Annotated in this window: 11 protein-coding genes and 1 tRNA gene; 2 read left to right on the top strand and 10 right to left on the bottom strand. The window is 65.7% G+C overall.

The genetic code is table 11. The annotated features are described in order from the left end of the window. Positions 1-4 precede the first annotated feature (4 nt). The 9 genes from mnhG to ACFQRC_RS12445 form a co-directional block, all read right to left on the bottom strand. The gene (mnhG, locus tag ACFQRC_RS12485; RefSeq protein ID WP_379961702.1) at positions 5-370 is read right to left on the bottom strand and encodes a monovalent cation/H(+) antiporter subunit G; all 366 of its coding nucleotides are present in this window, start codon (positions 368-370) and stop codon (positions 5-7) included. Further along, positions 367-651, bottom strand: coding sequence for a K+/H+ antiporter subunit F (locus ACFQRC_RS12480; protein ID WP_379961700.1), 285 nt, complete (start codon positions 649-651; stop codon positions 367-369). The genes mnhG and ACFQRC_RS12480 overlap by 4 nt, the downstream gene beginning before the upstream one ends. Continuing rightward, entirely contained in the window at positions 648-1,130 is a 483-nt protein-coding gene (locus ACFQRC_RS12475) for a Na+/H+ antiporter subunit E (RefSeq protein ID WP_379961698.1), read from the bottom strand. Before ACFQRC_RS12475 ends, ACFQRC_RS12480 begins: the two co-directional genes overlap by 4 nt. Then, complete coding sequence (locus tag ACFQRC_RS12470; RefSeq protein ID WP_379961696.1) at positions 1,127-2,755, bottom strand: monovalent cation/H+ antiporter subunit D; 1,629 nt, start codon at positions 2,753-2,755, stop codon at positions 1,127-1,129. Before ACFQRC_RS12470 ends, ACFQRC_RS12475 begins: the two co-directional genes overlap by 4 nt. Beyond that, positions 2,755-3,096 (bottom strand): Na+/H+ antiporter subunit C, encoded by a 342-nt coding sequence (locus ACFQRC_RS12465; protein WP_379961694.1) that lies wholly within the window; start codon positions 3,094-3,096, stop codon positions 2,755-2,757. Before ACFQRC_RS12465 ends, ACFQRC_RS12470 begins: the two co-directional genes overlap by 1 nt. Then, positions 3,096-5,999, bottom strand: coding sequence for a monovalent cation/H+ antiporter subunit A (locus ACFQRC_RS12460; protein ID WP_379962427.1), 2,904 nt, complete (start codon positions 5,997-5,999; stop codon positions 3,096-3,098). Before ACFQRC_RS12460 ends, ACFQRC_RS12465 begins: the two co-directional genes overlap by 1 nt. An 89-nt stretch (positions 6,000-6,088) precedes the next feature. Then, positions 6,089-6,964, bottom strand: coding sequence for a universal stress protein (locus ACFQRC_RS12455; protein ID WP_379961692.1), 876 nt, complete (start codon positions 6,962-6,964; stop codon positions 6,089-6,091). A 2-nt stretch (positions 6,965-6,966) separates the two neighbouring features. Further along, on the bottom strand, positions 6,967-7,224 hold the full coding sequence (locus ACFQRC_RS12450) for a hypothetical protein (RefSeq protein WP_379961690.1): 258 nt from the start codon (positions 7,222-7,224) through the stop codon (positions 6,967-6,969). 120 nt (positions 7,225-7,344) lie between these two features. Beyond that, positions 7,345-7,431 (bottom strand) — tRNA-Leu (locus tag ACFQRC_RS12445). A gap of 106 nt (positions 7,432-7,537) precedes the next feature. On the opposite strand from ACFQRC_RS12445, the gene ACFQRC_RS12440 reads away from it, so the two are divergent. Beyond that, positions 7,538-8,482, top strand: a complete 945-nt coding sequence (locus tag ACFQRC_RS12440; protein WP_379961688.1) for a complex I NDUFA9 subunit family protein — start codon at positions 7,538-7,540, stop codon at positions 8,480-8,482. Between the two features lie 12 nt (positions 8,483-8,494). Continuing rightward, complete coding sequence (locus ACFQRC_RS12435) at positions 8,495-9,304, top strand: undecaprenyl-diphosphate phosphatase (RefSeq protein WP_379961686.1); 810 nt, start codon at positions 8,495-8,497, stop codon at positions 9,302-9,304. Between the two features lie 50 nt (positions 9,305-9,354). Here ACFQRC_RS12435 and ACFQRC_RS12430 read toward each other — a convergent pair whose 3' ends face one another. Then, on the bottom strand, positions 9,355-13,677 hold the full coding sequence (locus tag ACFQRC_RS12430) for an Ig-like domain-containing protein (RefSeq protein WP_379961684.1): 4,323 nt from the start codon (positions 13,675-13,677) through the stop codon (positions 9,355-9,357). Positions 13,678-13,804 lie beyond the last annotated feature (127 nt).

The raw sequence follows: 13,804 nt of genomic DNA, 5'->3' as shown, positions 1-13,804 counted from the left end.
CAGATCATTCGAGCGGGCGCCGTTCACTGTCGTCGCTCGGCATTGTGGCCATGCCGGCCGCGCGATCCCGATAGAGCGCCGCCCTTCCCAGCAACATGAGCGTGACGGGCGTCGTGAGGGTGACGAACAGGGCAATCAATATCTCGTGGATCAGCAGACGCGATTCCAGCACTGAAAAGCAGGTCATCGAGCCGAGGACGATGAGGAGCACGCCAAGGGTCGTGCCGAGCGTCGGAGCATGGACGCGCTCGTAAAAGTCCTTGAGCCGCAGCAGGCCCAGCGATCCGATCAACGTGATACCCGCTCCGGCCAGGACGAGGATGGCCACGAATATGGCGGCCCAGCCGGGAAGATCCGGTGCCTGCGTCATTCGATCACCTCGCCGCGCATCAGGAACTTTGCCAATGCCACCGTGCCGACGAAGCCGAGGAGCGCGATGATCAACGCCGTCTCGAAATAGACAATGCGGCCGGTCTGGATGCCGAACAGGAGAAGCAGCAGCATCGCGTTCACGTAAAAAGTGTCGAGGCCGAGGATCCGGTCCTGCGCGCGGGGGCCGAAGAACATGCGCCAGGCCGCGCAGCCCATCGCCAGGCCAAGCATGATCTGGGCGGCGGTGAGCGCCCAAGCGAGGATCAGGTTCGTCGTCATCCGAAGATTTCCAGCAGCAGCCTCTCGTAACGGTCCTTGATGAGCCGGATCCACTCCTCCTCGTCCTTGAGGTCGAGGACATGGACGAGGAGGATTCCGCTGGCCCGATTGAACTGCACCCACATCGTCCCCGGCGTGGCGGTGATGATCAGGGCGAGGACGGTGAGCGCGTGGATGTTGCCGAGCTCGAGCGGCAATCGGACGAATTCCGAAACGCCGCGCTTTCCGAAGAGGATGATCCGCGCCACCGCGATGTTCGACCGGACGATGTCGGCGGCGACCGTGAACAGCAGCCGCGGGACCGGCCGCAGCGAGGCGATCTGGACCGGCTCGGGCCGTAATGCCGCCAGGCCATGCGTGGCCACCACCGCCAGGGCGGCGCCGAGCAGTATATGCCCCGGCGAAACGGACTGGTTGAGCAGAAGCCACATGAGGGTGAGGCCGAGCGCTAACAGCGGGTGCGGTATCCAGCGCCTCATGGCTCGCCCACGCCCTCCCGTTCACGGGGAGCGGTCAGCACCGATTGAACATAGCCCTGCCGGTCTTGGAGCGAGAAGCCGGTTTCCTCCATATAGCTCATCACGGGTCCGGCGAAGACCATCAGGCCGAGGCAGATCGCGAGCAGGGCGCCCACCGGCGCGGCTTCGGCGATGCGAAGCGCCGGTTGCGGCCGGTCCGACGGCGCCCACAGAAGATCGATGCCGGCGCGGGTGGTCGCGATCAGCGTAGCGAGCCCCGAAACGACGATCAGCGCGATCAGCCACCAGGTCGTCGGCGCGATCGCCTCTTCGACGCCGAGCAAGCCGTCGATGATCGCGAACTTGGCGATGAAGCCCGACAATGGCGGCAGCCCGGCGAGCAGCAGAGCGCAGAAGGCGAAGCCGCCGCCCAATATCGCGATCGTGGCCGGAATCACGACCCCGACCTCGTCATCGTCGCCTTGCTCCAGCGCGCCGGTATATTCGTCGTCGAACACCGGCTCCACCACGGCCGTCGGGACGGTGCCGGTCTCCTGCCGCTCGACCAGCTCGGTAAGGAGGTAGAAGGCGGCGATCGCCAGCGTCGAGCTGACCAGATAGTAAAGGGCGCCGCTCAGCACCGTCCCCTGCGCGGCGCCGATCGTGGCGAGCAAGGTGCCCGACGAGATGAGGACGCTGAAGCCGGCAAGGCGGGACAGGGTGCGGCAGGCGAGCACTCCGATCGTGCCGAATGCGATCGTCGCCATTCCGCCGAACAACAGCCATTCGTCGCCGAACGTCGCCATTGGGATTTCGGCGTTCCCGAACAGCAGCAGATAGACGCGAAGCAGCGCGTAGACTCCGACCTTGCTGAGGATCGCGAACAAGGCGGCGACAGGCGGAGTCGCCGCTGCATAGGTCCTGGGAAGCCACAATCCCAGCGGCCACATTCCGGCCTTGAGCAGGAAGGCGACGCCGAGAATGCCCATGCCGCTCTGGAACAGCGCGAGCTCGGCTCCCGACAAAGCGGGTATCCGCGTCGCCAGATCGGCCATGTTGAGGGTTCCCGTCACGCCGTAGATCAGGCTCACGCCGATCAGGAAGACCAGCGAGGCGGCGACGTTGATCGAGACATAATGCAGCCCCGCTTTGACCCTGGGCGCGCCGGATCCATGCAGCATCAACCCATAAGAGGCGGCGAGCAGCACCTCGAAGAAGACGAAGAGGTTGAACAGGTCTCCGGTCAGGAAGGCGCCGTTGAGGCCGACGAGCTGGAGCAGGAAGAGCGCGTGGAACCTCGGCCCCGCCCGATCCCAGCGCGCGAGCGCGTAGACCAGCGTCGTCATCCCGAGGATGCTGGTCAGAACGAGCATCAGCGCCGACAGCCGGTCGACCGCCAGGACGATGCCGAAGCGGGCCGGCCAATCCCCGATCATATAGGCGCGTGTCGCCGATTGCCCCGCCAATCCGGCGGAAAAGGCTTGCTGCAGGAGGATCAGCGTAATGACGAGCAGCGCGAAGGTGGCGGCGGCGCTGATCGCGTTCTTCAGCCACCGCCGCCGCTCGTCGAACAGCAGCATCGTCGCGCTCGCCACCAACGGCACCAATATGGGCGCGACGACCAGATGGTCGGTCCATTCCGCCATCAATCGGGTTCCTCGCCGTCGACGTGATCGGTGCCGGTCAGCCCGCGGGATGCGAGCAGGACCACCAGCAACAGCGCCGTCATCGCGAAGGAGATCACGATCGCGGTGAGGACCAGCGCCTGGGGAAGCGGGTCCGCGACCTGCGACGGATCGACTGCCACGCCCGCTTCGACGATCGGCGGCGCATCGACGCGCAACCGCCCCATGGCATAGATGAAGAGGTTGACCGCGTAGGAGATCAGCGACAGCCCGATGATCACCTGGAAGGTGCGCGGCCGCAGGATCAGCCATATTCCCGATCCGGTCAGGACGCCGATCGCGAGGGCGAGGACGATCTCCATCAATCCTCCCTCGCGATGGCCGGATCCGCCGTCGGCCGCGTCCCGGCCCGGGGCGTCCGGATCGACTGGTGCGCAAGCGCGATCAGGATGAGCGCGGTGGCGCCGACGACGAGCAGGAAGACGCCCAGGTCGAAGAGCAAAGCGGTTGCGAGCGGAATCCGGCCGAGCACCGGCAATTCGAGATAGGCGAACGAGGATGTCAGGAAGGGGTGGCCGAACAGCCAGGAGCCGACACCCGTCGCGACGGCGATGAGCAATCCCAGTCCGGTCCAGCGCAGCGGCTGCACGGCGAGAAGCGCTTCGGTCCGGCGCGTACCCGAGGCCAGATACTGGAGGACGAGCCCGATCGACAGCGTGATCCCAGCAGCGAACCCGCCGCCCGGCATGTCGTGGCCCCTGATGAAAAGATAGAAAGCGAAAAGCGTGATGACCGGGAACAGCCACTGCATGATGACCCTGGGCACCAGCAGATAATCGGTCAGGGTGTCGCCTATCTCCCGTTCGCGATGGGAATCGTCATAGGCGTTTTGCGAGCGTTGCTGCTCGGGCGTCGCGATGCTTTCTTCGGCCGGGCGAAAGCGCCGCAGCAGCGAGAATATGGTGACCGCGACAATCGCCAGCACCGTGATCTCGCCGAGCGTGTCGAAGGCCCGGAAATCCACTAGGATGACATTGACCACATTGGTGCCGCCGCCCTCCGGATAGGCGCGCCTCACGAACTCGTCCGAAGCGCTGTCGAGCCGGGGCCGCGTCATCACCGCATAGGCGATCAGCGTCATGCCGATCCCCGCTGCGACGGCGAGGGTGAGATCGGCGCCCCGGCGCAGGTTCACGCGCCAGGGCGTCCGTCCCTTCGGCCACCTGTCCGGCATCCGCTTCGGAAGCCAGCGCAGTCCGAGCAGCAGGAGAACCGTCGTCACCGTCTCGACCAGCAACTGGGTGATCGCCAGGTCCGGCGCCGAAAGCCAGACGAAGCTGATGCAGCTCGCCAGCCCCGCCCCCGCCGTCAGGATGAGCGCGGCGAGGCGGTGATATTTGGCTTGCCAGGCGGCGCCGATGGCGCAGGCGCCGCCGACGATCCAGATAACGGCAAAACCCGGATCGACCAGCGTGCCCGGCTCGGCGCCAAGGCTGTACCCCTGACGGAGGAACGGCAGCAGCCCCGCGACGCACGCGATGAGGGCGATCAGCCGCAACTGCGTCTGGAGCCGCCGCGTCCCGAGCAGGCGCTCGAGCCAGCGTGCGCCCGAGATGATCGCGGCGAGAACCCACTCGAAGGCTCTCCGCCCCTTCAGGCGCGAGAGCAGGGGCGCGCCCTCCATCCGGTTCAGCCGTTCGCGGGCCAGCAGATAGCCGATGGCGCCGCCGGCGAGCGCAATGACGCTGAGGAGCAGGGGCGCGGTGAAACCATGCCAGACGGCGAGGCTGTAAACCGGCATGTCATCCCTCAGCACCGAGCGCGCGGCGCTATCGAGGAAGGGTCCCATCGTCACGCTGGGGAATATCCCGACCAGCAGGCAGGCGAGGACGAGGACCTCGATCGGAAGGCGCATCCACACCGGCGCTTCCCGCGGCTCGCGGGCGAGCCTGGTGGGCGGCGGTCCGAAAAAGGTCTGATGAATGAAGCGCAGCGAATAGAGGACGCTGAAGGCGAGGGCCAGCGTCGCCAGCACCGGCAACATCCGGTCGGTCAGCGATCCGCTATCCCGGACGAGGGCTTCGGCGAGGAACATCTCCTTGGAGAGGAATCCGTTGAGCAACGGCACGCCGGCCATCGCGGCCGCCGCGACCATCGCCAGGGTCGCGGTGATCGGCATGAACCGATAGAGGCCGCTCAACCGGCGGAGATCGCGCGTGCCGGTCTCATGATCGATGATCCCGGCGGCCATGAACAAAGATGCCTTGAAGGTCGCGTGATTGAGCGTGTGGAAGATCGCCGCCACCGCGCCGAGCGGGCTTCCGAGGCCGAGCAGCAGGGTGATCAGCCCAAGATGACTGATCGTCGAATAAGCGAGCAGCCCCTTCAGGTCCTGCTGGAACATCGCCGCCCACGCGCCGATAACGAAGGTGATCAGCCCGGCTGTCGAAACGATGAAATACCAGGCTTCCGTTCCCGCCAGCACCGGCCAGAGCCGGAGGAGAACGAAGATGCCCGCCTTCACCATCGTCGCCGAATGGAGATAGGCCGAGACAGGCGTCGGCGCGGCCATCGCGTGCGGCAGCCAGAAGTGGAAGGGGAATTGCGCGCTCTTCGTAAACGCCCCGAGCAGGATGAGGATCAGGGCTGGGAGGTAGAGCTCGCTCGAGCGGATCAGGTCTCCGGACGCCAGCACCTGATCGAGGTCGTAGCTGCCAACGATCTTGCCGATGAGGAGGACGCCCACCAGCAGGCACAGGCCGCCGGCGGCGGTGACGATCAGCGCCATGCGCGCGGCGTCGCGCGCGGTCTGGTTGTGATGCCAATAGCCGATCAGCAGGAAGGAGAAGAGGCTCGTCAGCTCCCAGAAGAAGGCCATCTGGATGAGGTTCCCGGACAGGACCAGCCCCAGCATCGAGCCCATGAAGGCGAGCAGGAAGGAGAAGAAGCGCGGCACCGGGTCCGCGGCCGACATATAATATCTGGCGTAGAGGACGACCAGGAAACCGATCGCCAGCACGAGCAGCGCGAACACCCAGGCGAGCCCGTCGAGACGGATCAGCAGGTTGAGCCCGAACGACGGCAGCCATTCGATCTCCGCCCGAACCACCCCGCCGGACACCGACGAATAGAAGAGCGCGGTCAGCACCGTCCCCGCCAGCGCGACCGTTCCCGCCAGCAGCCCTGCGATATTCCGGGCCGTGACCGGGAGGAACGCGGCTAACAGGCTTCCCAGGAACGGAAGCGCGAGGATCACCCACAGCAGATTATCGTTTGACGCAGCTATTCCCGGCCTCCTGATTCCAGCATTCGCCTTTAGGTGACGCAGTGCTGCGCCAGACGCGTCGTTGCAACCTATTGCTTAGGCGAAGGGCCGCGAGGGTCGGCCGGCACGACGAGGACGTCGCAATCGGCCTGCCTCAAAATCTCCGTCGCCACGCTGCGCAGCAGCAGCCGCTCGGCGCCTCTGCGGCGATTGGTGCCGACGACGACGAGTTCCGCATTTTCGGCCTCCGCGCAAGCGAGGATGCTCTGCGCCGGAACAGCCTCGATCGGTCGCAGCAGCAGCAATTCGGGCCGGATATCGAGCTCGGCGAGGAACTCCTCGACTTTCGGGCGCGCCTGCGCCTCCTCTCCCGCCACATAATGATCGATGGCATCCGGCACCTCCATGGCGCGCTTCATCATCCCCGCCGCCGGCGCATCGAAGGCATGCATGGCGGTCACGACCGTTCCTTCGATTACACCTAATGCGCGCGCGGCCCGAACCGCGGATCGCGAGGCATCGTCGAGATCGAGCGCCAGGAACGTTCGTTCGTAAACGCCCGACGGCATGCCGTTCGCCATCAGGACCGGCCGGTCGCTTCGCTCGATGGTCCGCTCCGCGGTCGTTCCGATGAAGATGTTCTTCAGCTTCCGGCGATACGGCCCGACCACGATCATCGCGGCATCGATTTCCTCGGCGACCTGGACGATGCTCGAAGCGACATCGCCCGTCATGATGTTCATGTCCGCCTCGACCCGGTCGAACTGCCTGATCGTCTTAACGGCATCCTCGAGCAGCATTGCGGCGGCCTGGTGATGACGTTCGATCAGATATTTGGGCTGGTCGTCGTCGATGACGTGAAGAAGCGTGATCGCCGCACCGGATTTGTCCGCTATCAAGGCCGCCCGGCGCAGGGCGCGGTCGGAACGGGTCGAAAAGTCGGTGGCCAGCAACAGGCGGTCCATAGTCACGGTCCTCGCAACATCCCTGGGAGCATTCGAACGCCTTCGGCGCTCGGTTGAACCCCACCCTGAACGGCCGGTTCCCCATCTGCAAGGACTCCCCACAGTTGGAAGGTGGACCGCGCACCGCCGGTCGAGCGGGACTTGCCGTACGCCTTGATGAAATGGGTATCGCCCAGCGCCGCGCGCCCGCGGCGGATCGCGCCAATGGCTTCGAGATCCCGGATCGCACCGGTTTCGTTGTTCACGGCCATGATCGTCACGATGATTATTGGAAAGCAGACCTCGGACGGGCCGGCTACAGCGCTGATTGTCAGGACTGGTTCTCAGGAGTTTCTCTGCGGGTTGCCAGGAATTGGCGGATTTCTGCCGATCCTACAACATGGTGCCCAGGAGAGGACTCGAACCTCCACGCCCTTGCGAGCGCCAGCACCTGAAGCTGGTGCGTCTACCAATTCCGCCACCTGGGCACAGAGAACAAAACAACGGTAGGCGGCGCGCTTAGCGGTCCCCCGCGGCGCTTGTCAACGCGCGACCGAGCGGGCAATGGGGGCGCGAGCTTTGAAGGCGAGTGAGATGGTGCGGAAGACCGACCGGTTGGTCACGATATTCGGCGGCGGCGGCTTTGCCGGCCGCTATGTCGCGCAGGCGCTCTACCGCGCCGGCGCCCGCGTCCGCATCGCCGAGCGCCAGCCGGGCAGCGCCCATTTCCTCAAGCCGCTGGGCGGGCTCGGCCAGACCCAGCTCGTCGCCGCCGACATTCGTGACGCCGACCGGGTAGCGGCCGCCGTCCAGGGCAGCGACGCCGTCGTCAACTTGGTCGGCGTGCTCAAGGGCGATTTCTACGGCGTCCATGTCGACGGCGCCCGCAACATCGCCGAGGCCGCGGCGGCGGCGGGGGCGGCCCTCGTCCACGTCTCCGCCATCGGCGCGGACGCCGCCGGCCAGTCCGGCTATGCGCGCAGCAAGGGCGAAGGCGAGGAGGCGGTGCGCGCCGCCTGCCCGGGCGCCACCATCGTCCGCCCGTCGATCCTGTTCGGACAGGAGGACCGGTTCGTGAACCGCTTCGCCGCCATGGCCCGGCTGCTGCCCATCCTGCCCGTCATCCGCGGCGGCGTGAAGCTCCAGCCGGTCTATGCGGCCGACGCCGGCCGCGCCATCGCCGCCGCCGCGCTCGATCCGCGCGCCTTCGGCGGCAAGAGGTTCGAGCTGGGCGGCCCCGAGGTGATGACCATGCGCGGCCTCAACCAGCGCATCCTCGCCGCGACCGGCTACGACCGGCCGCTGGTCGACGTCCCCGACGGCGTCGCCTCGGCAATGGCGGGGCTGCTCGGCTGGCTTCCGGGCGCGCCGATGACCTGGGACCAGTGGCTGATGCTGCAGCACGACAATGTCGTCGCTCCCGGCGCCAAGGGCCTCGCCGACCTCGGCGTCTCGCCCACGCCGTTCGCCGCCGTCACCGAAGGGTGGCTCACCGCCTACCGCCGCCACGGCCGCTTCGCCGCCAAATCTCCTTACTGAAGGACTTTCCCCGTGCCGCTGATCTTGACGGCGATCCTGCTCGGCATCGTCGAGGGATTGACCGAGTTCCTGCCGGTCTCCTCGACCGGCCACCTGATCCTTGCCGCCGAATTGCTCGGCTACCGCGCCGAGCAATGGGCGACGTTCAACGTCATTATCCAGCTCGGCGCGATCCTAGCCGTGATCGTGCTTTACTGGCGCACCTTCTGGACGGTCGCGACCGGCCTGTTCGCGCGCGAGGCTGGAGCGTGGCGCTTTGCCCTCAACATCCTCGTCGCCTTCCTTCCGTCGGCGGTGCTCGGCCTGATACTGATCGACGCCATCGAGGCGATGCTCGGCAATGCCGTGGTCGTGGCGGTCGCGCTGATCCTCGGCGGGATTGCGATCCTGCTGATCGAGCGCTGGGTCAAGCCGGCGAGCATCGAGCCCGGCGTCGCGGCGATCCCCTTGAAGCGCGCGTTCGGCGTGGGCTTGGTCCAGTGCCTGTCGATGGTTCCCGGCGTCAGCCGCTCGGGCGCGACCATCATGGGTGCGCTCGCGCTCGGAGTCGAGCGCCGGACGGCGGCCGAGTTCAGCTTCTTCCTCGCTGTGCCGACAATGGTCGGCGCGACCACGCTCTCGGTCGCCAAGCACCATGAGGAGATCGCCGCCGCGGGCGTCGACTGGGGCCTGATCGCGATCGGCTTCCTGGTTTCGTTCGTGGTCGCGATCGCGGTCATCCGCTGGTTCGTCGGCATCGTCGGCCGCCACGGCTTCGCGCCGTTCGCCTGGTACCGGATCGTCGCCGGCACCGCCGCTCTCGTCTGGCTGCTCGCCCGCTAGGGCGATTTCCGGCCAGATGGCATCGACCGATGGATGGCCCGGCGGCCGGGTCAGAGGATGAAGTCGAACGCGAGCAATGCCTTTTCGCCGTCCAGGCGAATCGAGAAATCCGCTCGCCCGTCACCGTCGACATCGCCTTCGACATAAGTGAAGCCATTGGCGGTCAGCAGGCGCAACTCTCCGGCGGTGTCCGAAAACGCGTCGCGGCCGACAAAGCTGAAGGCCTGGTTGCCGCCGCGGTTCACGTCCGCGTCGATCTGGCGCAGGTTGATCTGGTCGTCGTCGACACGCCTGAAATCGAGGATGCGGTCGGCCTGGCCGCGCAGCGCGTCGCTGTCGCCGTCGGAGAAGATGAACATGTCGGCGCCGGCGCCGCCGGTCATGGTATCGCGCTGCGCGCCGCCGATCAGGCTGTCGTCGCCGTCTCCGCCCGCCAGGATGTCGGCGCCGTCCCCGCCGGCCAGGCGGTCGAGGCCGTTGCCTCCATCGAGGCTGTCGACGCCCTGATCCCCGTTCAAATGGTCGTCGCCGCCTTCGCCCGTCAGCAGATCGTTGCCCAGCCCTCCATAAAGGCGATCGCGCCCGATCCCGCCGGACAGGCTGTCGGTTCCGCTGCCGCCGCTGATCCGGTCGGCGCCGCCGAGCCCCTCCAGCACATTGTCGCCCGAATTGCCGACGATCAAATTGTGCAGCGCATTGCCGGTGCCATTCAGCGCCCCGCCGTACAGCCGCAACGTCTCGACATGCTCGCCGAGCACATAATCGAGGAAGGCGCGTACGCTGTCCGAGCCGAGCCCCGCTCCTTCGATCACCGCGTCGGAATCGTCGCGCACGGAATAGACGTCGTCGCCATGGCCGCCGACCATCCGGTCGTCGCCTCCGCCGCCGTTCAGCGCATCATTGCCGGTGCCGCCGAACAGGACGTCATTGCCGGCCATGCCGTTGAGGTTGTCGTTGCCGGCGCCGCCCTCGACCCGGTTCGCGCGATCCGATCCGATCACCTTGTCGGAGCCGCTCGATCCGATCACATTCTCGATGGAGGAGAGCCTCTCGGTGCCGGTTCCGCCGATCGGCCGGGCAATGCCCGCCGCCAGATCGAGCGTCATCGCGGCGGCCGCGGCCGCATAGGTCAAGGTATCGGTGCCGGCGCCGCCGATGATGCGGTCGATGCCCTCGCCGCCGTCGAGCATGTCGTCGCCGTCGCCGCCGATCAGCACGTCGTCGCCGAACCCTCCTGACAGGTGGTCGTTGCCGGCGCCGCCGTCGAGCCGGTCGTCGCCGCCCTCGCCGGCGATCGCGTCGCCGCCGCCGCCCATGACGATATTGTCAGCGCCTTCGGTCGGCGCGGGCCTGCGCGCCTCGAGCCTGTAGCCGAAGCTCGTTCCGGCATATTCTCCGCGCACTTCGATGAAATAGTCGCCGCTGGTGGGCGCGGTGAAAAAGAGCCGGCTGTTGGCGCCGCCGCCGCTGTTGAGCGCATCCTCCACGAGCAGCGTTCCCGCGCCGTCGCGAACCGCGAGGCGGCTGTTGCTGAACGCGTCATGGGGTGCGCGGCCGTCGCCGTTGATCAGCCTGAGGTCATAGGTCTGGCCGCCGATCAGCGACATTTTGAACCAGTCGGAATCGAGGTAGGAGCCGACCTCGCCGGTAACGGTGCCGCCGTCGGCGATGCTTCCGATCGTCGCGATCGTCTCACCATAATCGTCGCGGCCGTCGCCGATCTCGATGATCAAAGAGTCGCCATCGAGGCCGGCTTCTCCGAAGCTGTTTGCGGAACCCGCGATGGAGTCGGAGGAGAGGATCAGGTGAGTGCCATCAAGGTCTTGGATGGCGCCCGGCTCCAGATCGATTCTGACACTGCCCGCCCGCAAATCGTTGGTCGGATCGATAATCAGCGTCGATCCATCGATCGTCACCTGCGAATCGTCGTTGACATCGATCCGCATCGGCGTCGGCCCGCCTGTGTAGAGGAGGATGTCGCCGCCGCCGGCCTGGATCGCTTCGCTGAAAGTGAGCACGATGTCGGCGCCGGGATGAACGCCGGTGCTTCCCGGGGTGGGGGTCATCGCCACCAGCGTCGGCGGCGAGAAGGCGCCGCGTTCGACCTCAACGGAGTAGGAACCCGTTTCGCGCAGGTAGGAACCGCCGTTACCGAACTCCAGATAATGGATGCCGGATGTGGTGGCGGTGACGACGAACTGACCCTCGTCGGTCTCCAGCCCCGTACCGCCGGAATAGATTCCGGACTCGTCGCGCAATGAGGCGAACAAGGCGGGCGCGCCACCATCCGGCCACGCGCTCGAGCCGGACCGGATGTTGAAGCGGTAGGTCTCGCCCGCCACGAGGTCGATCTTGAGCCAATCCCGATCGTCATTGTGGAGGATGCCATCCACGGCGGGGCCATCCGCCCTCAGCCTCCCGATGGTGCTGGCATCGCCGGCGAAATCGTCGGCGAGGGTTCGCGCGGAAACCGCGTAGTCGCCGGCGCCATCCCCGTCGACCTTGAAATAATATGTTCCGGTCCGATCGGCGAGGTAGTGGATCGGCGCAGCCTCTCCTCCGCGGGCGAGGAAGGTATATCCGTAATAGTCGTTGATATTGTCGTAGAGATCGTAGGTGAGGCCGCTGGCTCCGTTCGGCCCGTGCGCCTCAACCTCGATTTCGTACAGCTGGCCGGCCGTGAGGCTTAGCGCGAGATAGTCGACGTCGTTGCTGTCGTTGATATAGCCATCGACGGCGGGACCGTCCGGCGTCACCAGGACCGAAGTTGGCGGATAGGCGGGATAATCGTCGACCGGCCCGACGGTGAAGTTCCACGTATTGGGGCCGTAGAGGCCTTCGAATGCGTTGCCGGCCGCGTCGACCACGATGCCCGCGTCGATCTCAAAATAGAAATTACCTTCGAAGTCAGATATGATGATGTTGAAATACCCACCGGTTTCGGTGGAATTGAAATCGTCGAGAGTGTACGTCTGGAAAAGTGTTCCATCCGAATAGAAGAGGCGGACCTCGCCCTCGCCCAGCTCGACATATTCGTTAAACGAGATGTTCAAGTTGTGCTGATAGACATAGACTTGGTTATCGTCGAACCCACTCAATTGCGGTGCGACGTCGTCCGGCGGAGCGATGTCGGTAACACGGACCAGCCGGTCGTTGAACCGCAGGAATTCAACTGCCTGCACGGTGTCGATCGCGCCGGCCGTGCCGATGCTCAATTCCCCATTGTCCTGGAAGATGAGCAGCGCGTCGCGATAGTCGAAATCGAACACTGCCGTGTCCGCGCCGGCGCCCCCGATGATCGTGTCGTTGCCGGCGCCGCCGACCAGCCGGTCGTTGCCCGCCCGCCCGGATAGATAATCGTCGCCATCGCCGCCTGTCAGCCGGTTGGCGGCCTGGTTGCCCCTCAGCGAGTCGTTGCTGATGCCGCCGACCGCATTCTCGATCAGCGACCGCTCGTCGCCCTCGAACAGATGAGCGTTATAGACGTTGAGGCCGTACCTCCCGTTACCGAGATTGGGCCGCTGCACTTGCGAGAAGATCGAACCCTGTCCGGGGTCCAGGTCTATGCTGACGTTTTCGGTAGAGAGCGAAAGGTCGTAGGTGTCGTTGCCGCCGCCGTCCCACACGGTCATGAAGATGCGGTTGGCGGAACCGTCGAAGACGCCGCCGACGCCGCTCCCCGGTATCGCCTGGCCGACGCCGTTGATGAACTGCTGGCCGTTGATCGGGCTCCACGTATAAACGGTGTCGCCCGCTTCGGTCGTGTAATCGGCGCCGTACATCGTCTGCAGCGCCAGGATGTCGTTCATCATGAACGTCGTGGGATAGCCGAACGTCTCGTTGATATAGCCGGTGGTCGGAGCGCCGATGTGCGAGCGATAGCTCATCACGGTGCTGCCGAGCCAATCCTCGCTAGAAGGCAGCGCCGTCCCCTCATGGGGATGTTTCAGGCCCAGCGCATGCCCGAATTCGTGGAGATGCGTGAGGTAGCTGTAGTCGCCGATCTTCGGGGTCCGGTAATTGTTGGTGCTTCCGAACCATATGTCGCCGCCCCGCCCCTCGCCCGGATAGGCGGCATAAGCGGTCTCCGGCATGGACGATTGCGCGATGGCGATGTCGGCATAGCGGGACCCGACCAGCTTGAAGCTCAGATTGGTGTAGGATTCGATCATGTCGACGGCTTCGCCGATCACGCGCTGCTGCTCGGCGGAGACGGCGAAAAAATCGGTCCGCGGCTCGTCCGCATAGCCGGCCGGATAATCGTCCGGGCTGTCGGGAAAGCCGATTGTGACCGTGCCCACCCAGCGCGTGCCCGACAGGAGGCCGTCGATCGACTCGTCGCCGGTCATCCGCTGAACTATGGAACGCGCCATCATACCCCCCCGACACATTAACGCGGAGGCTGACGCCCCCAAGCTTTCAATGCGTTAGCATCGGAAGGCGGCGACTTCATCCCCCAATTTGGGGATAAGCGGGCGGCCGCTTTCGCCCCAAAAGGAA

Origin of the sequence: Enterovirga sp. GCM10030262 (assembly GCF_042666435.1) — a bacterium.
Taxonomy (GTDB): Bacteria; Pseudomonadota; Alphaproteobacteria; order Sphingomonadales; family Sphingomonadaceae; genus Allosphingosinicella.
This window is presented reverse-complemented; position numbering and strand designations above follow the sequence as displayed.